General features: G+C 65.9%; 24 protein-coding genes. 16 read left to right on the top strand and 8 right to left on the bottom strand.

Going from position 1 to position 23974, the window contains the following annotated elements; genetic code table 11:
* The first annotated feature begins 274 nt into the window (after positions 1-274).
* Positions 275-2080, top strand: coding sequence for an NAD(P)/FAD-dependent oxidoreductase (locus PE067_RS18895; RefSeq protein WP_276191240.1), 1806 nt, complete (start codon positions 275-277; stop codon positions 2078-2080).
* A 96-nt stretch (positions 2081-2176) separates the two neighbouring features.
* Here the strand turns inward: PE067_RS18895 and PE067_RS18900 are convergent, their stop codons facing one another.
* Together PE067_RS18900 and PE067_RS18905 are read right to left on the bottom strand one after the other, a co-directional pair.
* Positions 2177-2701 carry an AraC family transcriptional regulator gene (locus tag PE067_RS18900; protein WP_276191241.1) on the bottom strand — a complete coding sequence of 175 codons (525 nt, stop codon included), beginning with the start codon at positions 2699-2701 and terminating at the stop codon, positions 2177-2179.
* Positions 2632-3033, bottom strand: a complete 402-nt coding sequence (locus PE067_RS18905; RefSeq protein WP_276191242.1) for a hypothetical protein — start codon at positions 3031-3033, stop codon at positions 2632-2634. Before PE067_RS18905 ends, PE067_RS18900 begins: the two co-directional genes overlap by 70 nt.
* 125 nt (positions 3034-3158) lie before the next feature.
* Here PE067_RS18905 and PE067_RS18910 point away from each other — a divergent pair, with 125 nt between their 5' ends.
* Positions 3159-4043 carry a DMT family transporter gene (locus PE067_RS18910; RefSeq protein ID WP_276191243.1) on the top strand — a complete coding sequence of 295 codons (885 nt, stop codon included), beginning with the start codon at positions 3159-3161 and terminating at the stop codon, positions 4041-4043.
* Positions 4044-4145: 102 nt separating this feature from the next.
* Positions 4146-5558, top strand: a complete 1413-nt coding sequence (locus PE067_RS18915; RefSeq protein ID WP_276191245.1) for an FAD-binding oxidoreductase — start codon at positions 4146-4148, stop codon at positions 5556-5558.
* On the opposite strand, the gene PE067_RS18920 is transcribed toward PE067_RS18915, so the two are convergent.
* The 5 genes from PE067_RS18920 to PE067_RS18940 form a co-directional block, all read right to left on the bottom strand.
* Complete coding sequence (locus tag PE067_RS18920) at positions 5555-6391, bottom strand: hypothetical protein (RefSeq protein WP_276191246.1); 837 nt, start codon at positions 6389-6391, stop codon at positions 5555-5557. The genes PE067_RS18915 and PE067_RS18920 overlap by 4 nt on opposite strands.
* Positions 6392-6450: 59 nt before the next feature.
* Positions 6451-8094, bottom strand: coding sequence for a C39 family peptidase (locus PE067_RS18925; protein WP_276191248.1), 1644 nt, complete (start codon positions 8092-8094; stop codon positions 6451-6453).
* Positions 8087-8857, bottom strand: a complete 771-nt coding sequence (locus tag PE067_RS18930; RefSeq protein WP_276191249.1) for a hypothetical protein — start codon at positions 8855-8857, stop codon at positions 8087-8089. The genes PE067_RS18925 and PE067_RS18930 overlap by 8 nt, the downstream gene beginning before the upstream one ends.
* Positions 8854-9600 (bottom strand): DUF4123 domain-containing protein, encoded by a 747-nt coding sequence (locus tag PE067_RS18935; protein WP_276191251.1) that lies wholly within the window; start codon positions 9598-9600, stop codon positions 8854-8856. Before PE067_RS18935 ends, PE067_RS18930 begins: the two co-directional genes overlap by 4 nt.
* 513 nt (positions 9601-10113) lie before the next feature.
* Positions 10114-11790 carry a formate--tetrahydrofolate ligase gene (locus PE067_RS18940; protein WP_276191603.1) on the bottom strand — a complete coding sequence of 559 codons (1677 nt, stop codon included), beginning with the start codon at positions 11788-11790 and terminating at the stop codon, positions 10114-10116.
* Positions 11791-12136: 346 nt separating this feature from the next.
* On the opposite strand from PE067_RS18940, the gene PE067_RS18945 reads away from it, so the two are divergent.
* From PE067_RS18945 to napH, 12 genes are all read left to right on the top strand, one after another.
* Positions 12137-12979: a LysR family transcriptional regulator gene (locus tag PE067_RS18945; protein WP_276191253.1), complete on the top strand. Its 843-nt coding sequence runs from the start codon at positions 12137-12139 to the stop codon at positions 12977-12979.
* Positions 12980-13273: 294 nt separating this feature from the next.
* Positions 13274-14248, top strand: a complete 975-nt coding sequence (locus tag PE067_RS18950; RefSeq protein WP_276191256.1) for a hypothetical protein — start codon at positions 13274-13276, stop codon at positions 14246-14248.
* Between the two features lie 136 nt (positions 14249-14384).
* Positions 14385-15446: a methylamine dehydrogenase (amicyanin) large subunit gene (gene mauB / locus PE067_RS18955; RefSeq protein ID WP_276191258.1), complete on the top strand. Its 1062-nt coding sequence runs from the start codon at positions 14385-14387 to the stop codon at positions 15444-15446.
* A gap of 1 nt (position 15447) precedes the next feature.
* Positions 15448-16608, top strand: coding sequence for a methylamine dehydrogenase accessory protein MauD (mauD, locus tag PE067_RS18960; RefSeq protein WP_276191260.1), 1161 nt, complete (start codon positions 15448-15450; stop codon positions 16606-16608).
* A 43-nt stretch (positions 16609-16651) separates the two neighbouring features.
* Positions 16652-16954, top strand: coding sequence for a hypothetical protein (locus PE067_RS18965; protein WP_276191612.1), 303 nt, complete (start codon positions 16652-16654; stop codon positions 16952-16954).
* Positions 16858-17220: a methylamine dehydrogenase (amicyanin) small subunit gene (gene mauA, locus PE067_RS18970; RefSeq protein WP_276191262.1), complete on the top strand. Its 363-nt coding sequence runs from the start codon at positions 16858-16860 to the stop codon at positions 17218-17220. The genes PE067_RS18965 and mauA overlap by 97 nt, the downstream gene beginning before the upstream one ends.
* Before the next feature lie 182 nt (positions 17221-17402).
* Positions 17403-17675, top strand: a complete 273-nt coding sequence (locus tag PE067_RS18975) for an amicyanin (protein ID WP_276191263.1) — start codon at positions 17403-17405, stop codon at positions 17673-17675.
* 29 nt (positions 17676-17704) lie between these two features.
* Positions 17705-18634, top strand: coding sequence for a methylamine utilization protein MauJ (gene mauJ / locus PE067_RS18980; RefSeq protein ID WP_276191265.1), 930 nt, complete (start codon positions 17705-17707; stop codon positions 18632-18634).
* Positions 18635-18638: 4 nt separating this feature from the next.
* On the top strand, positions 18639-19415 hold the full coding sequence (locus tag PE067_RS18985) for a cytochrome-c peroxidase (protein WP_276191267.1): 777 nt from the start codon (positions 18639-18641) through the stop codon (positions 19413-19415).
* Positions 19384-19878, top strand: a complete 495-nt coding sequence (locus tag PE067_RS18990) for a hypothetical protein (RefSeq protein ID WP_276191268.1) — start codon at positions 19384-19386, stop codon at positions 19876-19878. Before PE067_RS18985 ends, PE067_RS18990 begins: the two co-directional genes overlap by 32 nt.
* Positions 19879-19909: 31 nt before the next feature.
* Positions 19910-20575, top strand: coding sequence for a ferredoxin-type protein NapG (gene napG, locus PE067_RS18995; protein WP_276191270.1), 666 nt, complete (start codon positions 19910-19912; stop codon positions 20573-20575).
* Positions 20572-21519, top strand: coding sequence for a quinol dehydrogenase ferredoxin subunit NapH (gene napH, locus PE067_RS19000; protein WP_276191272.1), 948 nt, complete (start codon positions 20572-20574; stop codon positions 21517-21519). Before napG ends, napH begins: the two co-directional genes overlap by 4 nt.
* On the opposite strand, the gene PE067_RS19005 is transcribed toward napH, so the two are convergent.
* The gene (locus tag PE067_RS19005) at positions 21458-22903 is read right to left on the bottom strand and encodes a GntP family permease (protein WP_276191274.1); all 1446 of its coding nucleotides are present in this window, start codon (positions 22901-22903) and stop codon (positions 21458-21460) included. The two genes, napH and PE067_RS19005, sit on opposite strands and share 62 nt — an antisense overlap.
* A gap of 195 nt (positions 22904-23098) precedes the next feature.
* Here PE067_RS19005 and PE067_RS19010 point away from each other — a divergent pair, with 195 nt between their 5' ends.
* Positions 23099-23938 (top strand): alpha/beta fold hydrolase, encoded by an 840-nt coding sequence (locus tag PE067_RS19010; RefSeq protein WP_276191275.1) that lies wholly within the window; start codon positions 23099-23101, stop codon positions 23936-23938.
* Positions 23939-23974 lie beyond the last annotated feature (36 nt).

Raw genomic sequence — 23974 nt, forward strand, 5'->3', positions numbered from 1 at the left:
CCGCGCCGCAACGCTGCGAATCCACCCGGTCATGCAATCTCCTCCGCGCGATCAGCCTAGCGCGAAGCCCCGGACCGGCCAAACATTCTTTCGTCTCATGGCCCGCGCCACACCTGTTGCAGCGGGTGCAACAGTCCTGACGGCCAAGCCATTGATAACACGCGATGCGATTTTTTCCCTTTGCCACGCTGCGGCCCGCGCCGATGCTTTTGACCAAGCGCATCGCGGGAAAGAGGAGCCCGCCTGCACCACATCTGGGCACGAAGGAGGAGAGATGCTCGACCAATCCATACATGACACGCGGTTGACGGCACTGGTCGCGGAACTGGAATCGGCGCTGGTGGCGCAGGATGCCGACCGCGTCGCCGAGCAGTTTCTGGAAACCGGCTTCTGGCGCGATCTCGCGGCCTTTACCTGGAACATCAAGACCAGCGAGGGCCGTGACCAGATCCGCGCCATGGCCGCCGCGCAACTGCCGAAAATCAGGCCGCAATCCATCGCCCTGAACCCGGCCGAGCCGACCGGCGGCGCCGATGGCGTGACCGAGGGCTGGCTGGTTCTGGAAACCGAAACCGGGCGCGGTGTCGGCCATATCCGCATGAAGGACGGCAAGATCTGGACCCTGCTGACCACCCTGCACGAGTTGAAGGGCCACGAGGAACCGCGTGGCCTCCGCCGCCCGATGGGTGCCGAACACGGCCACGACCCGCATCGCAAGACGTGGAAGGAAAAGCGCAGATCCGAAGCCGCGACCCTTGGCTATGACACCCAGCCCTATGTGCTGGTGATCGGCGGCGGTCAGGGCGGCATCGCGCTTGGCGCGCGACTGCGCCAGCTGGGCGTGCCCGCGATCATCGTCGACAAGCATCCCCGCCCCGGCGACCAGTGGCGCAACCGCTACAAGTCGCTGTGCCTGCACGACCCGGTCTGGTATGATCACCTGCCCTATATCCCCTTTCCCGACAACTGGCCGGTCTTTGCCCCCAAGGACAAGATCGGCGACTGGCTGGAGATGTATACCAGGGTCATGGAACTGAACTACTGGTCCAGCACCACGGCGCAATCGGCGGTCTGGGATGACGTGAAAAAGGAATGGACCGTCACCGTCGATCGCGACGGCGAACAGGTCGTCCTGCGCCCGAAACAGCTTGTGCTGGCGACCGGCATGTCGGGCAAGAAAAACATCCCCGTCATCCCCGGTCAGGATATCTTCAAGGGCGAACAGCAGCATTCCAGCGAACACCCCGGCCCCGACGCCTGGCGCGGCAAGAAGGTCGTGGTGATCGGCGCCAACAACTCGGCCCATGACATCTGTGCCGCGCTTTGGGAAGGCGGGGCGGATGTGACGATGGTGCAGCGCTCATCAACCCATATCGTCAAGTCGGACAGCCTGATGGATATCGGTCTGGGCGATCTGTATTCCGAACGTGCGCTGGCCAATGGGATCACCACCGACAAGGCAGACATGATCTTTGCATCCCTGCCCTATGCGATCATGGCCGATTTCCAGATCCCGATCTATGACAAGATCAAGGAACGCGACGCCGAATTCTACAAGGCGCTGGAAAACGTGGGCTTCATGCTGGATTTCGGCGATGACGAATCCGGGCTGTTCATGAAATACCTGCGCCGGGGGTCGGGCTATTACATCGACGTGGGGGCCTGCGATCTGGTCATCGACGGGTCCATCAAGCTGCAATCGGGCAAGGGCATCAGCCATCTGTCGGAAACCGGCGTCGTGCTGGACGACGGCACCGAACTGCCCGCCGATCTGGTGATCTATGCCACCGGCTTTGGCTCGATGAACGGATGGGCCGCCGATCTGATTTCGCAAGAGGTCGCGGACAAGGTCGGCAAATGCTGGGGGCTTGGCTCTGGCACGACCAAGGACCCCGGCCCATGGGAAGGCGAGCAGCGCAATATGTGGAAACCGACCCAGCAGGAGGGCCTGTGGTTCCACGGCGGCAACCTGCACCAGTCGCGCCATTATTCGCGCTATCTGGCCTTGCAGTTGAAGGCCCGTCAGGTCGGGCTGGATACGCCTGTCTATGGCCTTCAGGAACGCCACCACATCAGTTGACCGCCCATCCCGGTCCCGGCTGATCCGGGGCCGGGTCGGTCAAACCATCCCCACCTGCCCGGCGCGCATCCAGGATGCGGCCGGGTTCTTTTTTCGTCAGATGGCCAGCGGCCTCGCCCCGCCCTGTTTCAGCGCCGCGCGATAGGCGGCGGGGGTCAGCATCGTGCGCGCCTTGAAGACGCGGGTCAGGTGGCTTTGGCTGGCGAAACCGCAGGCGACGGCGACCTCGATCAGGGGGCTGCGCCCGCGCAGCAGCAGCTTGGCGCGGTCGATGCGGCGGGTGGTGATCCAGTCCTGCAGCGTCATCCCGCGCGAAAGCCGAAACATCCGGTGCAGGTGAAAGGGCGACAGATCGACGAGCCGCGCCAGATCGGCCAGCCGGATCGCGCCGTCCAGATGGGCCTCGATCCAGTCGTCGATGCGGTGCGACAGATGCGGGGCAAGGCCGCCCTTCAGCACGATCTGCCGCGCGCCAAGCCGGGCCAGCAGGTCGGCCAGCGCGATCTCTGCCGCCAGCCGGTCCTGTGCCTGCGCGGCGCGCGACAGGCCGGTCAGGGGGCAATCAGATGGGGCATGTCGACCAGCGTGACCTCTGGCAGGTCCAGACGCCGGGCGTCGCAATCATGGATCTGCGCGAACCCGGCCTTCAGCGCATCGTCGGGCAGATACAGATGGACGAAACGATGGGCGGTCGTCACCTCCCATTCAGAGCTGTGGCCCCTGGGCATGATGCAGATCGCGCCGGGAAAGCCCGTGCAGTCACGGCGGTCGACCCGGCGCGTGCCCGCGCCACCCGCCAGATACAGGCTGAAGACATTGTCGCTGGCGCGCTGGTAGCTGACCCGGTCGCTCTGGTTTTCCCAGACCGCGACCGCCTGCCCTGCGCCCAGATCAAGCTGGGCGGTCGCGCGCGCCGCCGATGAACTGCCCAAGACATCGCGTATAGAGCCCATGGCCCATTCTTGCCCCTTGATCGTCAACCGACAATAGGCCCGCGCCATTCCACCGCAAGATCGTGCAACGCCGCCGCGCCGCGCCGGGCTAGACACGGGGCGCAGCCAACAAGGTGACCGCCATGATGACCACACCCGCCCTGTTCATTTCGACCGTGCTGATCTGGGGCACGACCCGGATCGCCATCGCCGCGCAGGTGGGCGATGCGCCCATCGCCGTGTCGGTGTTCTACCGCTTTGCCGTGGCGGGTGTGGTCATGGTGGCGGGGCTGGCGCTGGTCGGGCGGCTGAAGCGCCCGGTCGCATGGCGTTTCGTGCTGGTGCAGGCGCTGTGCCTGTTCTGCATGAATTTCATGGCGCTTTATACCGCGACCTCGCTGATCCCGTCAGGGCTGGTTTCGGTCATCTTTTCGCTGGCCTCGATCTTCAACGCGGTCAATGCGCGGCTGTTTTTCGGCGACAGGATCAGCCGCCAGACGGTGCTGGCGGGTGGGCTGGGGGTCATCGGGCTGGTCGGGTTGTTCTGGCACGATCTGGCCGTGACGCTGAACCCCGACACGCTGCGGGGGATTGGCTGGGCGGTGCTGGGCACCTCGTTCTTTTCATGGGGCAACATGGCCTCGCGCCGGAATGCGATGCTGGGGGTGCCGCCGGTCACCGCGAATGCACTGGGGATGTGCATCGGGGCGCTGATCCTGCTGGCCGTTCTGGCGCTGCGCGGCCAGCCTCTGGTCGTGCCGCAGGTGCCGGATTACTGGGTCGCGCTGGCCTATCTGTCGGTGATCGGCTCGGTTATCGGCTTCACCACCTATCTGGAGCTGGTGCGGCGCATCGGGCCCGCGCAGGCGGGCTATGCGACGGTGCTGTTCCCGGTCGTCGCGCTGACTGCCTCGACCCTGTTCGAGGGGTATGAATGGACCGCCGCCTCGGTCATCGGCATGGGTTTCGTCATCGCGGGCAATGCCGTGATGTTCCGGCGCAGCGCCCCGCCTCCGGTCCCCGCCAGATGAGCCGGGGCCAGCGGATTGGCCCGATCAGGATCGCGCCCCTTGCCGGCAGGCGCATCGCCGGGCAGGGTTGCGCAAGAGAGCCGGAACAGATGGGCAGAGGCGATGACGACCGCCAGCGACACGGGACATGACGCGCCCCGCAACGGCCGGGTGTCGTTCTGGTATGCCGATATCGGCGGGCTGCCCGACAGGCGCCCGCCGCTGCCCGGCGACCGGCAGGCGGACGTCTGCATCATCGGCGCGGGCTATACCGGGCTGTGGGCCGCCCGGTATCTGAAGGCCCTGCAGCCCGATCTGGATATCGCGGTGGTCGAGCGGGAATTCGCGGGCTTCGGCGCCTCGGGGCGCAATGGCGGCTGGCTGACGTCGGAGTTTTCATGGAACCGCGAACGCTATGCCGCCGCGACCTCGCGCCAGCAGGTGATCGCGCTGGAAACGGCCCTGCGCGACAGCGTGGCCGAGGTGATCGGCCTTGCCGATGCGCAAGGCATCGACGCGGATATCCGGCGCAATGATTGCATGATCCACGCCTGCGCGCCCGCCCAGTGGCAGCGGCTGCGGGATGACCATGCGCGTGAGCTTGGCTGGCAGGTGCCGGCAGACAGCCTGTCGCTGATCGGCGCGGCCGAGGCGCGGGCGCGGATCGACGTCGCCGGCAGCATCGGCGCGCTGGTCCGCCATGGCACCGCCCGCATCCAGCCCGCGAAACTCGTGCGCGGGCTGGCGCGGGTGGTCGAGCGCGCGGGCGTGCGCATCTTCGAGGCGACCACGGTCACCCGGATCGACCCCGGCCGCGTGGTGACCGATCGCGGCACCCTGACCGCCCCGATCATCCTGCGCGCGACCGAAGGCTTCACCCCGACCCTTGCCGGGCATCGCCGCGATCTGGTGCCGGTCAATTCCGCGATTGCCGTGACCCAACCCCTGCCCCGCGCGCTGTGGGACCGGATCGGCTGGCAGGGCTGCGAATTGCTGTCCGATGCCTCGCATCTCTATTCCTATGCGCAGCGCACGCGCGACGGGCGGATCGCGATGGGCGGGCGCGGCGTGCCCTATCGCTATGGCTCGGGCATCGACGACCGGGGCCGGACGCAGGATGCGACCATCCGCCAGCTGCAGGACATGCTGCACCGTCTGCTGCCGCAGGTGCGGGGCCTGCGGCTGGATCATGTCTGGTGCGGCGTGCTGGGCGTGCCGCGCGACTGGTGCGCCAATGTCGCCTATGATCCGGGCAGCGGCATGGGCTGGGCGGGGGGCTATGTCGGCACGGGGGTTGCGGCCTCGAACCTTGCCGGGCGGGTGCTGGCCGATCTGGTGCTGGGCCGCGACACCGATCTGACGCGCCTTGCATGGGTCAACCGCACCGCCCGCCGGTGGCAGCCCGAGCCGCTGCGCTGGCTGGGCATCCATGCGATGTATCGCCTGTATCATCTGGCCGACCGGCAGGAACGCCGCGGCGACGGGCGGCGCGGGTCTTGGCTGGCCGATCTGGCCGACCGGCTGACGGGGCGCTAGTCGCGGTCGTCGGGCAGCGCGACCGGCTGCAATCGCAGCGCATCGCGTTGCCCCGTCACCCGCAGGTTCAGCCCGACATCCTGCGGCAAGGGCGCGCGGCCGATGGATTGCGCGCCGGGCAGTTCCAGCACCTCGGCATGGCCGGGATCAGCGGCGCGGCGGATCAGCAGATAGCGTTCCGCGACATCGAAAAAGACCATGTCGATTTCAAAGACCGCATCGATGCGCCGCTCCTGCCCGCCATCGAAATCCTGCAGACGGTAATGCCCGTCACCATCGCTGTCCACCGACAGGCCATAGCGCCCGCTGTCCGAGATCACGATCACCGATCCGGCACCATCCTGATCGGCAAACGGCACGCCGATATCCAGAACCGTAAAGCCCTCGCCGTCCAGAGAGGGGGCGAAAAAGCGTTTGCCATCGCAAGACATCTGGCTGCGCAGCGCGATGGTGTCCAGCAGATACGGTTCCGCCACGAAATCAACGGCGTAGAACGGGGCAAACGACTGCCGCGCCAGTTCGTGCAGCGCATCGTCCAGCACCAGAAGTTCCGCCTGATCGGTCAGAAAGGGCATCGCGGCCAGACAGGCGGTCTGCCCCGCGCCGGGCAGGAAACGCGCGCCCGGCACCACCTGCCGCAAGGCACCGTCAGGGCCCAGCACGCGCGCATCCGCACCCTCCTGCACAACGATACAGCCGCCGCCGCAGGCCATCCACGCCGGGACGCCCGCAATGGCGCTGGCCGCCGGATCGGTGCAGCCGCGCAGTTGCGACGCCACCGGATCGGAACAGCCATCCGCAGGCGGCTGCGCGGCAGAGGGATCGGCAATCATCAGGCTTGCTCCTGCCAGAAGGGCCGCGAAGGCCACGGCCTTGTTGATCGGATCGCGGCTCAGTTTTCGGCCTCGTCCTGACGGCGATAGGTGCCGGGATGCATTCTTTGCGCGATCTGTTCCACGGTCAGGGCCGTGGTCGGCTCGACGACGCTGGTCCATGCCTGCCCCTTCAATCTGAAATTGCCGCGATAGTCACCTTCGGTCCCGCCATTGTAATAGACATGGCGGCCACGGTCGCCGGTCGGGCCGTTGCGTTCGTTTTCGACGGCGGAATATTTCGGGCTGCTGCCTTCGGCGACGCGCTGGTTCAGCCGCCGCATCGTCTGGCCGCCGGCGTCGATCACCCCATCCGCACCACGCCCCTGAAAGGCGCGGATCGCGGCAATCGTCGGGTCGTTCGGATCGTCGCCATTGATCGCGGCACCCGGTTCGCCGGTATAATGCCGGGTGCGGATCAGCGCCTCCTGCACGGCGCGGACATCGGCGGGCGCATTCGCACCCCCTGCCCCGACCGAGCCGGTCAGATCCAGCGTCCCATAGATGGAATCGACACTGGCCAGCGTGCCGTTCGGGTCGTTCAGGATCAGCCATTCGCTTTCGTCGTCATGTTTGACCACCGCCCCGATGACGATCATCACATGGCCATCCGTCGCATAGGTCGAGGTGACGACCGGCACGCCCTGCGCCACCCTGGCCGTGATACGATCCGCGTAACCGCTTGGGATCGTTTCGACATCCGCGTTCGAGGCGGGACCGTTGTTCACCGTGAACCCGCCCGCCCGATGCGCCTCGGACAGATCCGTCATGGCGCCGCGCAGGTTCGTCCAGTCCTGCCAGTGGCGCGGAAAGGCCCCCAGCCTGAAGCCTCGGGGATTGCGATCATAGGCTTTCTGCATCACGTCCAGCCGGTCCATCTCGGCGCGGGTCTCGGCACCGTCCGCGGCGGTGGCGACCGACTGGATGCCCCAATAGCGCGCCTGCATTTCGGCGGAACTGGGCATGCACAGAACCGACCCGCTGGTCGTGACGCCATTCACCGTTTCGGATGCGTCGTTCTGGTTGCGATAGGGCACATCCAGCGACAGAGTCGCCATTTTCACGCTGACCCGGACCTCTGGCGCGCCCTGACCCTGCGCCGGGACGCTGACCAGATCGGCGCCGCTGTAGCTGTCATCGAAATCCTTGTCACCGGGAAAGCCGCCCGCGCCCGAGCCGAACACATCCTGCACCTTGGGAATGAAATTCCGCGCCCGGCCCCCCGTCGCACGGCGCGCGGCCATGTCGATGCCGGTGATTTCAAGGGTGAATTCCTCGCGTTTCAGCCGCGCCGCCTGATTTTCATAGATCGCCTTGAGCCGGATGCGCCCGTCGCAGGCCGAAACCTGAGCGCGCAGCAGCCCCTGGGCATTGGTGCGCCCGACCAGCCGGCCATCCGCCTCGATCACGATCCCGCGCAGGGGCAAATCGCCCGCGCGCGTCGTCACGGTGACGGCAACCGCGACGGGGCAGCGCACGCGATCCCCCCCGACCTCGGCATCGGGCGCGGCGGCGACGGCCTGCGCGGTCCGGCGCGCATCGGCATTGCCGCCCGGCGCCTGCGCCCCCGTCCCTGCCCCACCCCCGCCAGAGGTGAACCGCGACAGCAACGCGCGCAGCGTATCGGCGATGCCCATCGGTTCGCTCATTGTTGCATCAACCATGCCTGTCCTCACTTGGTGAGGGCTCGGAGGCCCAAATCCTGCGGATCGTTTCTGCCGCTGCGACCGACCGGGTGGCATCATCCTCGCCCTTGTTCACAAAGGCGCGGGAGAGATCGACATATCGGGCGTCATGGAAAAAATAGGCGCCCAGATGTAACGACAATACGGCAAAAATAACGGAAACGTCATAAGGCATGCGCTGCCGTTTGACGTTTTGCATGACGTGTTCGGCAAAACCGTCCATGGCGCTGTCGCTGGCAACCGACGACCGGTCGGGCCAGGCCTCGGTCACGATCCGGGCGACGCGGCACATATCCAGATTGCCGCCGGCTTCGATCGCGCGCAGACAACTGTCCAGCGCCACGGCGGGGTCATCGCATTCGACCCGCCCCATGCCCTGCCAGCGGTTGGCAAAAGGGGTAAAAGCCTCGGTATCGGGGGCAAGCGTGGCCGCGCCGCGTTCGTCCAGCCAGCCCGCGCGGGCCAGTTCGTGCCGGAAAAGCGGGTTTTGTTCAAAGGCATAGCCACACAGCACGCTATGCGACAGATAGCGCAGATGTTCGCGTTGCCGGACAATGCCAAGCGCCTGCGACCGGTCCAGACAGGCGCGGGCGAAATCGCGCCTTGGCTGCGCCGCAGCCAGCCACGGATCGTCGTCATAGGCAAAGCCCAGAAAGCTGATGGCATCGTCCAGATAGACCTCGGCCCGCTGTTCGCGCGCTTCCCGCTGCGCATAATGGGTCAGGATGTCATACAGCCTCACGCCATGGCCTCGCGCGGATCATCAAGCGGCTTCAGCCGGAGCGGTGGCGGATCAAACAGCAGGGGCGCAGAGGGCAATGTCGCGTCAGTGGCAGAAAGCCCGTCGTCAGGCGGTGGCGGGGCCAGAGGTGTCTGCGTCAGAGGCAGCGGTTCGACCAGCAGGCAGCTGTCGCGGTCGGGGACCGGAACCATCACCCGTTCGCAGGGCGCGAAAAAGCGCCGCGCCTCGGGCAGGGAGGCCGCGCTTTTTTGCAGCATCTGCACCGATTGCGCGTCCCAGAAGCGGAAATACAGCCAGGCACCATTATCGTCCTGAACGCGGGTATATTTGCGGAAATGGCGCCACAGATCGTCCATCGTCCGTCGCGAGCGCAGGAACATCGCCGCCGCCGCATCCCACAGGCCAAAGGGCGCCCCGGCCGTGAACAGGCGGCGGGTCAGCCGGGCATCGGGGCGCAGCGCGACCAGCCAGGGCGCGACATGGCCCCAATCCTCCTGCGCCTTGCCGCGAAACAGGCAGCGATGGACAAGGCCGCTGGCCTCAAGCTCTTCGGCCAGGTTGGGCAGGCGCGCGGCGTCCAGAACCGCCCAGGTCGAACAGGGGCTGGCAGGCTCGTCGGGGCGGCCGCGGTCGGGCAGATCGCCAAACAGCAGATCGGCCAGAGCGTCCGGCACGCAGCGTTTCGGCCAGACACCGATCTGCGGCCCAAGCGGTTCGATCATGGAAAGCGAGGTCAGCCTCAACGTGGGACCTGCCCCATCCGGGGAGGACGCAGATCTGCGGATGCGCCGCCAGACATTTGAACCGCCCGCCCCATTGGGCACCCCGACCTGAATTCCCATTCGCCCCCGCATGATAGCAGCGGTGAAATACGCAAACAACTCGATATGTCTGTCTTGTCGGGGCCGGATGCAATGGCGGCGGACAGCGCGGGTGCGGGCCAACCCATGACGCAACGCAGGCGCGCGGAAATTCAGGGGCGCGCAGACATCAGGCAGCCCTGCGGTCGGGCCAGACAGGCCGAGATGCAGAACGGCCCCGGCCCGCCGCGTCGCCAAGGCGCGCGCCCCTCACGGCTGGCTGGCGCCGGGTCGCCTGACCATCGCTGATTGCGCGGTCTGTCCGATATCGCGCGGGCACCGGCAGGCGCGGCGGTCTTTTCCGCCTGCCCCGCAACCCGTATCCGGATCGCGGGGATCACGGCGCAGTGACATCATCCGGCAATGGTGCCCCGGACATGCGTCAGGGATCGGGGGTCAGAAAAGCCCCTCGATCTGTCCTGCCGCGTTCAGGCGGATCGATTCCGCCGCCGGGTGGCGCGGCAGGCCCGGCATGGTCATGATATCGCCGCAGATCACCACGACGAAACCCGCCCCCGCCGACAAACGCACCTCGCGCACCGGGAGGACATGGCCCGAAGGCGCGCCCAGCTGGGTCGGATCGGCCGAGAAACTGTATTGCGTCTTGGCCATGCAGACCGGCAGATCGCCATAGCCTTCCTCTTCCCACCTTGCCAGTTGGGCGCGGACGGATGCCGGGGCGTCGGCCCGGTCGGCGCCGTAGATCTGTTGAACGATGGTCTGGATCTTGTCCCACAGCGGCATCGCATCGGGATAGAGCATCCGGAAATCCGCCTGACCGCCTTCGGCCAGACCGACGACGACACGGGCCAGTTCCTCGGCCCCGGCGCCGCCTTCGGCCCAGTGACGCGCGACCACCGCATCGACACCGATTTTCGCGCAGATATCGCGCAGAGCCTGAACCTCGGCATCGGTGTCGCTGTGGAAATGGTTGACGGCGACGACGACCGGCAGGCCGTAGCGGCGCATGTTCTGGACATGGCGTTCCAGATTGACGGAACCACGGGTCAGCGCGGCCACGTCTTCCTGCCCCAGATCGGCCTTGGCCACGCCGCCGTTCATTTTCAGCGCGCGGATGGTCGCGACGATCACCACCGCATCGGGCGCGATCCCCGCCTTGCGGCATTTGATGTCCAGAAACTTCTCGGCCCCCAGATCGGCGCCGAAACCGGCCTCGGTCACGACATAATCGGCCATGGTCATCGCGGTGCGGGTGGCGATGACGCTGTTGCAGCCATGGGCGATATTGGCAAAGGGGCCGCCATGAACCAGCGCGGGATTGTTTTCCAGCGTCTGGACAAGGTTCGGCTGCAAGGCATCGCGCAACAGCACGGTCATCGCGCCATGGGCGTCGATATCGGCCGCCGTGATCGGAGTCCGTTCGACCGTATAGCCGACGACGATGCGGCCAAGACGGGTCTGCAGGTCATCCATATCCGTCGCCAGACACAGGATCGCCATGACCTCGGACGCGACGGTGATGTCGAAACCGCTTTCGCGCGGATAGCCGTTCGCGGCCCCGCCAAGCGAGACGACGATATTGCGCAGCGCCCGGTCGTTCATGTCCAGAACCCGGCGCCAGGTCACGCGGCGGGTGTCGAACCCGGCCCTGTTGCCCCAGTAGATATGGTTGTCGATCATCGCCGACAGCAGGTTGTGGGCGCTGGTGATGGCATGGAAATCGCCGGTGAAATGCAGGTTGATGTCCTCCATCGGGACAACCTGCGCATGACCGCCGCCGGCCGCGCCGCCCTTCATCCCGAAGTTCGGGCCAAGGCTGGCCTCGCGGATGCAGACGACCGCCTTTTTGCCGATGCGATTCAGGGCGTCACCCAGACCGACGGTGGTCGTGGTCTTGCCTTCCCCGGCGGGGGTGGGGTTGATTGCGGTGACCAGGATCAGCCGCCCCTTGGGCCGGTCGGCGCGCGCGGCCACGGCCTCATGGGTGATCTTGGCCTTGTCATGGCCATAGGGCAGGACTTCCTCGGGGGACAGGTCCAGTCTGGCCGCGATGTCGAAGATCGGGCGTTTGGTGGCTTGGCGGGCGATTTCGATATCTGACAACATTTCAATCCTCTGGCGGGCCGACCCTGTCAGTTGCTCTGCCGGGGGGGCGCTTGGCAAGTATTTTCGAAAGTCGCAATACTCTTGTCGGGTTGTCGCAATACTCTTGTCGGATCAGCCGAAAGGCGCAGATTTCGCGCCTGTCCGGGCAGGTTTCAGCGCATCGCCACACATGCAATCCCCTGATATGCAAGGCTGCGGAATGGGCGGCGCCATGGATCCGGCAGCAGGCACATTGACAAGGCCGGGCTTTGTCGGCGCAATCCCTGCCACATCGTTTTCCGCGTCTTGACGGGCAGTTGCCGGGCGCGTCAATGGGACAGGACCAGACAGGGGGGGCGCGGCAGGATGGGGCATGAACTGGGACGACCTGCGCATCATTGCGGCGATCTGCAGCACCGGGTCCTTTACCCGCGCCGCGCGCGAGTTGCAGATCGACGAAACCACCGTCAGCCGCCGCCTGACCCGGCTGGAAGCCGCGCTGGAGGTCACCCTGTTCGAGGCTGTGGACGGCCATCGCCGCCCGACCAGCGCCTGCCGCGCCATCCTGCGCCATCTGGACGAGATGGAGCAATCCGCCTCGAACATCCGCAAGCTGCTGGCGGGGCAGGACCATATGCAGCGGCAGTTCCGGCTGACCACGGTTGCGTTCATCGCCGAACAATATCTGGCGCCGAACCTGACCCGGCTGCTGACCGACCTGCCCGAACTGTCGCTGAGCATCGACACCTCGGACCAGAATGCCGACATGTCGCGATGGGAGGCGGATTTCGCCATCCGCCTTGGCCGTCCCCGGCAGGGCGCCTTTCTGATGCGCCGCATCGGTCAGATCGGCTTTTCGCTGGTGCGCCCCCGCGATCCGCAGGAACGCGCCCGCGCCGTGGTCCTGTCCTATCCCCATCCGCTGGTCGAGGCCCCGGAAATGCAGCGCCTGATGACCGCGACGCAGGGGCAGGCCGTGCGGGTCGAAACCTCGGATTTCGGGCTGATCCGCCGCATGCTGGAAGGGGGCGGGACGATTGCCGCCGTTCCCGATTTCATCGCCCGCGGCCTTGGCTGGAATTCCGCGCTGGAAACCCTGCCGCTGGAGGTCGAACGCGAGGTCTGGCTGCTGTCCCAGCCCCATCTGCGCAACGACGCTTTGGCCCGTCAGGTGGCCGAGTGGTGTTCGAATCTGTTCATGCCGCGCCCGGCCTGACGCCGCTTCGGTATACCATTACATACAAAAGTCATACCAAAGGATGAGAATGGACCTTTGCCGCCATGAAAGAAGTTTTCCTGACAGTTATATAATTTTCAAAATGATATCATGCGGTTGAAAATTTCCCCTGATTCGGCCTGCATTTTTGCACCCACCCCTGCTGAAATACCAATTCAATCGCCGCGTCACTTGGCCGCACAGTTGTCACATCCGATCACCTGCCTTCCCTTACGGCACTCTGGCGAGTCCGAAGGCTGGTGATCGTGATGACCGAACGAGAGGAGGCGTGAGGTGACATCCATTCAAGAGTTTCCGATCCGTGGTGACATCGCCGCAGATCGGGACGAAGTGCCCGATTGCGTCGTTTTTCCCGACCAGCTTTCGGCCCCGGCCCGCCTTGGCGTGCTGGCCGCCGGCCTTGCCGCGGGCATCGCGGGCGGTTTCGCACTGAAAGGCGCGGCTGATCCCGGTCAGGCGCTTTGGGGGGTGATCGGGCTGGCCGCCGTCGCGGGGGGCGTCCTGTCGACATGGTCGCCCTGCGGCTATTCGTCGATTTCGCTGCTGCGCGCATCGGGCAAGGGCCTGCAGGCGGCGGTGGGCTATATCCCGACCTTTGCCGCGCATGGGCTGGGCCATGCGGCGGGGGCGCTGATCCTTGGTTCGCTGCTTGGGGCCTTGGGTGCGATTCTGGGCTTTGCCGGGTTTGCCACGGGTTTCGGCCTGTCGGTGCTGGCCCTGATCGGTCTGGCCTACGGCGCGCATCAGCTGGATTTCCTGCGCGTGCCCTATCCGCAGCGCCGGGCGCAGGTGCCCCATGACGCCCGCCAGCGTTTCCCGAAATGGGTCGTCGGCGCGCTTTACGGTCTGTCGCTTGGCCTGGACTACCTGACCTATGTGCGAGACGCCGCTGCCGTATATGGTGACCGCCGCCGCCGTTCTGACCGGCAACATCACCCACGCCATTGCCATTATCGCGCTTTTCAACCTTGGGCGTTACCTGCCCGTCGCCGTGAATTTCCTGCCGATCAAGGATTACGCGATCCAGGCACGGCTTGGTCGCAATCAGGAACGCGCCGCCATTGCCGACGGGGCGATCCTGATCGACTGGCGCGGCCTTGCCGTGCTCGCGGTCGCCTGACAGCCAGCAAACGACCGGAATTCTTCGCAATTACTGCCTTATCCCAGGGCTCACCGTGCCCCGGACAGGGTGCCATCACAGGGAGGACAGGATGGCCAATCCACATAAATCTACCCCCAAATACCTGAAACTGCTTGGCGCGGGTGTCGCCACCTCGCTGCTTGCGCCTGGTGCCGCCACCGCGCAGGGAGTGCACAGACCTCGGGTCAGCGCGCCGCAGCCGAGGCCGCAGCCGCCCTTGCCGGGGGCGAGGCCGACGAGCCGGTGATCCTGAACGCGCCCGCGCCCGACACGCGCCGCGTCTATGTCACCGACCCCGCGCATTTCGCGGCCGTGACCCAGCAATATGCCATCGACGCCGAAAACGGTCGCGTGATCGGCATGACCGATGGCGGCTTTCTGGCCCATCCCGTCGCGGCCGAGGACGGTTCGTTCTTTGCCCAGGCCAGCACGGTCTATTCCCGCATCGCGCGCGGCGACCGCACCGATTACATCGAGGTCTTTGACCCTGAAAGCTTCCTGCCCACCGCAGATATCGAACTGCCCGAAGGCAACGAACGCTTTCTGGTCGGCACCTATCAGTGGATGAATTCGCTGACGCCCGACAACAAGAAATACCTGTATTACCAATTCCTGCCCGCGCCCGGCGTCGGCGTCGTCGATCTGGAAGGCAAGGCGTTCGAGCGCATGATCGAAGTGCCGGACTGCTACCACATTTTCCCGGCGACGGAAAACGTCTTTTACATGAACTGCCGCGATGGCAGCCTTGCCCGCATCGACATGTCGGGCGAAGAGCCGCAGATCACCAATACCGAAGTATTCCACACCGAAGACGAACTGCTGATCAACCATCCGGCATTTTCCATGCGCTCGGGCCGTCTGGTCTGGCCGACCTATACCGGCAAGATCTTTCAGGCCGACCTGACCGGCGAAGCGGCGACCTTCCGCGCCCCGATCGAGGCCCTGACCGAGGCCGAACGGGCCGACGAATGGCGTCCGGGCGGCTGGCAGCAGACCGCCTATCGCCGCCCCTCGGACACGATCTATCTGCTGGTCGATCAGCGCGACCAATGGCGCCACAAGACCGCCAGCCGCTTTGTCCGCGCGATCAATGCCGCGACCGGCGAACGGATCGCGAAACATGATCTGGGCCACGAGATCGACTCGATCAGCGTCAGCCAGGACGACAATCCGCTGCTCTATGCGCTGTCGACCGGCGACAAGACGCTGTATGTCCACGATGCCGCCTCGGGCGAGGAACTGCGCAGCGTCAACGAGCTGGGCCGGGCGCCGCAGATCCTTGTCACCCATGACATGGGGTCCTGAGATGCAGGAGGTTCTGCATGAACCCCTGGTCACACAGGGGCTGCGCGGGTTTCTCGCGCTGCTCTTTGTGACTGCGGCGGTGTCGAAACTGACCAGCCTCGAAGAGTTCTACGGCGTCGTGCGGAATTTCCGCCTGCTGCCGGACGGGCTGTCCAAGGCCGTGGCCTTCGTCCTGCCCGTCGCCGAGCTTGCCATCGCGGCGGGGCTGCTGATCACGCCGCTGGTGATGCCTGCGGCACGGGCTGCGGCGGCCCTGCTGACGGTCTTTGGCACGGCCATCGCGATCAACGTCCTGCGTGGCCGGACGCAGATCGACTGCGGCTGTTTCCGCAACGGCATGAAACCAGACATCAGCTGGGCTTTGGTCGGGCGCAACATCGTCCTGACCGGGCTTGCACTGGCGCTGGTCGGGCTGTTCCCGGCAACGGCGGCGGGCAGCCTGGCCGATATCTTCGTCGGGCTGATGGCCGGTCTGGTGATGATGCTGCTTTACTTCAGCGCCTCGATGCTTGGCGGTCTGACTGCCCGGCAAACGCAACTTCCATGTCGAAAGGTCGCTGAGATGACATTTCTGATTGCCTCGAACATCCTGCTCTGGGTTGCCTTTCTGGGTGTGACGCTGGTTCTGCTGGGCCTGATCCGTCAGGTCGGGCTGCTGCACGAACGGTCCTCGCCCATGGGGGCGATGATCACCGATCACGGCCCCGATATCGGCGACAACGCCCCCGAATTCGACATTCCGGACTATTTCGGCCGCAATGTCCGCATCGGTGGCGCCTCGGATCAGGGCCGCCCGACGCTGATCATGTTCACGGCGCCGACCTGCCCGGTCTGCGACAAGCTGTTTCCGATCATCAAATCCATCGCCAAGGCCGAAAAGATCGGCGTGGTGATGATCAGCGACGGCGCACCCGAGGAACATGCCCGCTTCCTGAAGAACCACGAGCTTGGCCAGATCCGCTATGTCGTCTCGGCTGAAATCGGCATGGCCTTCCAGGTCGGCAAGATCCCCTATGGCGTCCTGCTGGATGCGGAAGGCGTGATCAAGGCCAAGGGTCTGACCAACACCCGCGAACATCTGGAAAGCCTGCTGGAAGCGGACAAGAGCGGTTTCGCCTCGCTTCAGCAGTTCATGGCCAGCCGCAAGAAATCCGCGGCCTGACCCGGCCGTTCAAGTTCAACCCCAAGCAGAGGGAGGATAATCGATGCTGGGGAACTTCAAATTCGACGCTCTGGTCGAAAAAATGTCCCGCCGGGTTGCCGGCAGAACCAGCCGCCGTGGTGCGATCGGCAAGCTGGGCACGGTTCTGGCAGGCGCGGCACTGGTGCCGTTGCTGCCGGTCGACCGCCGTGGCCGCGTCAGCCGCGCCAATGCGGCGGGCGCCACCGATGGCAGTGATCCGCGTGCAAAATGGCAGCCGCAGGATCACGGACATCCAGTCCCCGCGACTACTGGCGGCACTGCTCTATTGACGGCAACATCTGCGACTGTTCCGGTGGGTCACTGACCAATTGCCCTCCGGGCACCAAGCTGGCGACGGCTTCCTGGGTGGCAAGCTGCTACAACCCGACCGACGGGCAAAGCTACCTGATCGCCTACCGCGACTGCTGCGGTGCGAACCAACCGGGCCGCTGCCCCTGCCTGAACACCGAAGGCGAGCTGCCGGTTTACCGGCCGGAATTCGCGAATGACATCATCTGGTGCTTCGGCGCCGAAGATGACGCGATGACCTACCACTGCACGATCTCTCCGATCGTCGGCAAGGCCAGCTGATCAACCTGCCGGGCGCGGCATCCCCGCGCCCCGGCATCCCATCCCGTGGAGAACCGAATGAACATCATCGCAAGAACGCGGACGGTCATGGCCGCCGCCGCTTTCACCTGGCCGCTGCGACCGGCGCATTCGCGCAGGACAAGATCGCCCTGCCGAACGAAGGCATCATCCCGGCATCCGAAGTGCCCGCCGATGCCACCATCGTCGAAATCGACAAGCTGAAATACGCCACCCCCGAACTGACCGTTGCCACCGGCACCACGGTCTATTGGGTGAACAAGGAAGTCATGCCCCATAACGTCGCCTTCAAAAAGGAAATCGTCGGCCCCGACGCCTTCCGCGGCGAGATGATGAAAAAGGACGAAGCCTTCGCCATCACCTTCAACGAGGCGGGCGAGTTCGACTATTTCTGCACCCCGCATCCCTTCATGCGCGGCAAGGTCACCGTCGAATAGCATCGTCGCCCCTAGCGAAAGAACCTGCCATGTGGATTCCCTATGACATACGCGCCTCGCTCAAGGCTGAAACCAGCCCCGAGGTGATCCGCCTGTCCCGTTCGGACATGGCGCAGCGGGAATTCCTGGTGGGATTTTTCCTGCGCAACCCGGTGACGCAGGTCTGGGAACTGGATCTGGTCGCGGGTTCCGACAGCACCGAAATTCCGGCGGGCGCCGAACTGCCTGGCGCCCGCCTGTCCTTTTTCGGCAATGATTCCGGCAAGCTGGCCGAGGTGATCTATCGCCTGCCCGCCGTATCTGCCGAAGATGCCCTGACCCGCGCCCATGCCGATTTCCAGCGCCGCCTGCTGCGCTGGCAGGTCGAAATCGGGCGTGGCATGGCGATTGCCGGATGGCGCATCGCCGATATGACCCATGGCGCGCGCTGGCGCTGCACGCCCTTCCGCCCATCCGCGATGAAGGTGGATTTTGGCGCGCTTGGCACCATGCCCGCCGATCTGGCGCCCTTTGCCGAACTGTTCCAGCGCGCCCGCAACGCGCCCGATGCCGCCAGCCGGTTAATGGCGGCCTTCGCGATCCTGCACGCCGCCCGGACCGGCCATGCCGCCCTGTCGGGCTGCGGCGCCGAGGGTTTCCGCGTGACCCAGGAAATGCTGATCCATTCCGGCGCCATGGCCGCCGATCAACCGCTGGAGGGGCTGGACCTGCCCGGTCTGGATGCCGTCCTGCGTCCCGCCCATGACCGTCTGACCGCGCCCGGCGGCATGCTGGCCGCCGTTCTGGACGACCTGCCCGCGCAGCGCCAGATGGCCCTGCTGGCCAATCTGGCCGATCTGATCGCCCATCGCCTGATCGGGGCCGAGATCCGCGCCCGTATCGCGGGCCGCCCGGTCTCTGTCCCGCCCCCCAGCCACGCCGCCGAAACCCGCGCCGAATCCGGCGCCCTCCGAGCCTAGGGTCATGTTCCGTCCGCTGCTGTCACTGTCCGCCCTGTTGCTGCCCGCCGCCATCGCGATGTCCGTCACCGCATTCGGCCCGACCTTTGGCGCCGGCACCCGCCCCGATCCGGCGGGCAGCAATGCCGACCGTCAAAGCCGGCTGGCGCAGTTGGGACAGGCGCTGTTCCACGACCCTTCGCTGTCGCGCAACGGCACGCAATCCTGCGCCACCTGCCACGACCCCGACCACGCCTTTACCGATCCGCGCCCGAATGCGGTCGGCGGCGCGGTTTCGGTCGGGGATGACGGGGTGTCGCTTGGCGACCGCAACACGCCGACGCTGACCTATGCCTTTCTCAGCCCCGATTTCCATCAGGATGCCAAGGGCCGTTACAAGGGCGGCCAGTTCTGGGACGGCCGCGCCGACGACCTGGCCGATCAGGCGGGCCAGCCGATGCTGAACCCGGTCGAGATGGGCATGCCCGACCGTGCCGCCGTGGTCGCGCGCCTGCGCGACAATCCCGGCTATGCCGACAGTTTCGCGGCCCTGTTCGGCGCGGATGCGCTGGACGACGTGGACCGCGCCTTTCAGGGCGCCGCGATGGCGCTGGCCGCCTATCAAAGCACCGATGAATTCGCGCCCTTCGATTCCAAATTCGACCGCTGGAAACGCGGCGAGGTCCAGCCTGACCCCTCAGGAAGAATTCGGTTTCACCGTCTTCATCACCTGGAACTGCCGGCTGTGCCACCAGTTGCAAAAGCAGGGCGTGGTCGAACGCGAAACCTTTACCAGCTATGAATTCCACAATATCGGCGTGCCGGTGAATACCGCCGTGCGCGCCGCGAACAGGCTTGGCGCGGATCATGTCGACCTTGGCCTGTCGCAGCGCGCGGGCATCGACGACCCCGCACAGGACGGCAAGGTCCGTATCCCGACCCTGCGCAATATCGCCGTGACCGGCCCCTATATGCGCAACGGCATCTTTCAGGACCTGCGCACCGCGGTGATTTTCTACAACAAATACCCAAGCCGCCGGGCGCATCGCCAGATCAACCCCGAAACCGGCCAGCCCCGGGGCCCGCCAGAGGTCGCGGCGAACCTGTCGCTGGCGGAACTGGAATCGGGGCTGATGGTTGATGATACACGGATCGACGCGCTCGTCGCCTTTCTGGAAACGCTGACCGATCAGCGATACGAGCCCCTGCTGGCCGAAAAGCGTGCCGCCCGCGAACTGGCACGGAAAACCGCCCGGAACGACTGACACAGCCGCCCGAACCAAGGAGGGGGCGCAGATGGCATCCAGCAAACGCAAGATGAGCCGTCGCACAGCCATGACAGAAATCGCCCGCGGCGCCGGGGCGGTCTGTCTGGGCGGCTTTTCCCTTGCCGCGCTGGTCCAGTCCACGGCGCAGGCCGATGCCCGCGCCATGCGCCCCCCCGGCGCCCTGCCCGAGGACGACTTTCTGTCCGCCTGCGTGCGCTGTGGGCTGTGCGTGCAGGCCTGCCCCTATGGCACGCTGTCGCTGGCCGAATGGGGGACCGAGGCCGCCGTCGGCACGCCATTCTTCACCCCGCGCGAGGTGCCGTGCTACATGTGCCGCGACATCCCCTGCGCGCGGGCCTGTCCGACCGGGGCGCTGGACCGCGACATCCCGTCGATCCGCGACGCAAACATGGGTGTCGCCGTGCTGGTCGGGCACGAAGATTGCCTGGATTACAAGGGCATGAACTGTTCGATCTGCGTCCGCGTCTGCCCGATCCGGGGCGATGCGATCACGCTGGAGCCGGGCGAATTCAACGGCCGCAAGATCATGATCCCGACCGTTCATTCCAAGCATTGCACCGGCTGCGGCACCTGTGAAAAGCATTGCGTGACCGGCCATGCCTCGATCCGGGTGCTGCCGCGCGATCTGGGGTTGGGCGGCGACGGGCGCAACCGCGCGGGGCGCGACGTATGAACTGGCGCGCGATCATCGCCGACAACCGCCGCCTGAACATGCAGGCCAATGGCATCTTGCGCGCGCATAAATGGTGGCTGTTGCGCCGGGCCAGCCAGATCGGCCTGCTGGGGCTGTTCATGCTGGGTCCGATGTTCGGCATCTGGCTGGTGCGCGGCAATTTCGGCGCCAGCCAGATCCTGGACAGCGTGACCCTGTCCGACCCCTATCTGTTCGTGCAAAGCCTGGCCGGCGGCACGCTGATCGTCGGCCCGGCGATGCTGGGCGCGGCCATCGTCGCGGGGTTTTACCTGCTGATGGGCGGGCGGGCCTATTGCGGATGGGTCTGCCCGGTCAATATCGTCACCGATACCGCATTCTGGCTGCGCGAGAAAACCGGCCTGACCCGCGACCGCAAGCTGGACAAGCGCACGCGGCTGATGGTGCTGGCCGGGACCATTCTGGCGTCCTTCGTCACCGGCACGATCGCGTGGGAATTCGTCAACCCGGTCAGCCTGCTGCAACGCGCCTTCATCTCGGGGATCGGGCTGGGCTGGGGCATCATCATCGCCGTTTTCCTGCTGGACCTGTTCGTGTCGCGCCGGGCGTGGTGCAGCCATATCTGCCCGGTCGGGGCCTTTTACGGGCTGATCGGCCGGGCCTCTGTCGTCAGGGTCTCGGCGGCGAACCGCAGCGCCTGCACCGATTGCGGGGCCTGTTTCAACATCTGCCCCGAACCCCATGTCATCGTCCCCGCGCTGAAGGGCAAGGGCAGCCCGGTCATCCTGTCGGGCGATTGCCAGAACTGCGGCAATTGCATCGATTCCTGCCCGGTCGATGTGTTCCGCTTTTCCAACCGCTTTTCGATGCGGCTGACAGACGCGCCGGACCTGACGGACGCGCCTAAAACGAGCCGAACACCGATCCCAGAGCGATCACCACGACCAGCGCCGCCAGCGCACTGACGATGGCGACCATGACGATATCCAGATAGCTCTTGCGGTGGTTGCAGCCCGACACGGCCAGCATCGTCACCACCGCGCCATTATGGGGCAAGGTGTCCAGCGTCCCGGACGACATCACCGCGACCCGGTGCATCAGCCCGGGGTCGATGCCCGCGTCACGGGCGATCTGCAGATAGGTCGGCCCAAGCGATTCCAGCGCGATGCTCATGCCGCCCGAGGCCGATCCGGTCAGCGCCGCCAGAATATTCGTCGCCACCGCCAGCGACACCAGCGGCCCGCCGGGGGTCCCCAGCACCCAATCCCGCACCAGATCGAATGCGGGCAGCGTGGCGATGACCGCGCCGAAACCGACCAGACTGGCTACGCTCATCACCGGCAGGACCGAGGCATTCGCCCCCGCCTCGACCGTCAGGCGCAGCCCGGTCAGGCGGCGCCGGTTCAGCAGGGTCAGCACGACGATGGCCAGCGCCAGCGCCACGGCCACCGACCAGACGCCCGCGACATCCGACAGTTGCACCCCGCCCCAACGCGGCGCGGCCAGCCATGCGGTATCCATGCGCGGCAACAGGAATTGCGACAGGATCAGGTTCGCGGCCAGCACCACCCCAAGCGGCACCAGCGCCACCCAGACCGGGGGCGTATCGCCGCTGCGGCTGCCCCGGTCGATTTCCGCCGGGTCGAAATCGCTGGCCGTGCTGGCCAGACCGCGCAGCTTGCCCTGCTGCACCGGATCGCGGCGGATGCAGCCCTCGAACCCTTCGTCACCGTCGTGCGCGCGCCTGTGGGCATGGGTCAGCCAGCCCATGCCGATGGTGAACATCACCACGGATGCGATGATCCCCAGCCCCGGCGCGGCAAAGGGATCGGTGCCGAAAAACGGCATCGGAATGGCGTTCTGGATCGCGGGCGTGCCGGGCAGCGCCGACATGGTGAAGGTCGAGGTGCCAAGCGCCAGCGCGGCGGGCAGCAGGCGGCGCGGGACCTCTCCGGCGCGAAACAGCGCAAGGCCCATCGGCGCGATGACAAAGAACGCCACGAACAGCGACACCCCGCCATAGGTGACCAGCGCCCCCGCCAGCACCACCGCCAGAATGGCCCGGCGCGGTCCCAGCCTGCGGGTCATCAGCCGCGCAATCGCCCGGACCGAACCGCTGTCATCCATCAGCTTGCCAAACAGCGCGCCCAGCAGGAACAGCGGAAAGAACTGCGCGATGAACCCCGCGGCCGAGGGCATGAAGATCTGCGTCCAGTTCGCCAGCAACGGTTCCGCCGACAGCGCCGCTGCCATCAGCGCGGCAACGGGCGCCAGCAGCAGGATCGACCAGCCGCGAAAGGCCATGAACATCAGAAAGGCCAAGGCGATCAGAATACCCGACAGTCCCATGCGTCCCGCTCCGTTTTGCCGCCCCTTCTGCGTAGGACGGGATTACGACAATTCTGCATCGCAGCAAAACCCTTGCGTGAACATGACCTGACGCAAGTCCGGCATCGCGCCGGACGGATCAACGTATTGTCGCGGTTGACCGCAGGCGCGTGCCGCCCGCAACATGGCCGCCCGACAACCAAAGCCACGGAACCGATGCGTATTTCCGCCCCCCTGCTGCTGGCCATCGGCCTGACCGCGACCGCCCCGGCGCTGGCCGATGAAACCGACCTGATCCTTGACCAGGGCATCGCCGCGACCCTGCACCTGCCGGATGGCGAAGGCCCCTTTCCGGCGGTGCTGCTGCTGCATGGGCTTGGTTCGACCCGGTCCGAGATCGGCAATATCTATGTCGATACCGCGCAGGCGCTGGCCGACCGGGGCATCGCATCGCTGCGGATCGACTTTCGCGGCTTTGGCAAATCGGATGGCGACACCGGCGCCTTTACGCTGGACCGCCAGAACGAGGATGCCCAGACCGCGCTGACCGCCCTGCAGGACAAGCGCGGGATCGACCCGGCGCGGATCGGGGTGCTGGGCTATTCCTTTGGCGCGGGTGCTGCGGTCGAACTGGGCGCCGCCCGCCCCGATGACGTGAAATCCGTCGTGGTCTGGTCGCTGATCGGCGATTACCGCGCCGATATGCTGTCCAGCATGGGCCAGAAGGTCTTTGACCGCGCGGCCGAGGACGGCATCGTCGGTTTCGATCTGGGATGGCGGACCATCGTGCTGAAACAGGCGTTTTTCGACAGCCTTGCCGCCCATGACCTGAATGCCGCCGCCCGCGCCTATCCCGGCGCCTTCATGACGATCAACAGGGCCGATGATTTCTACCTGCCCTATGCTGCGCCGCTGCTGGAGGCCGCGGCGGGGCAGGACAAATCCGCACTGGTCATCCCCGGCGCCGACCACATCTTTCACGTCTATACGCCCAGCAGATCGCAGGCCGCCGAGGTGATCGAGGCGACGGTGCAGCGTTTCGCCGACACGCTCTAGCCGGTCCTGCGGGCCTGTGCCGCCAACGGGCGCCCG

The organism is Paracoccus sp. DMF-8, from assembly GCF_029309835.1.
In the GTDB taxonomy this organism is placed as follows: domain Bacteria; phylum Pseudomonadota; class Alphaproteobacteria; order Rhodobacterales; family Rhodobacteraceae; genus Paracoccus.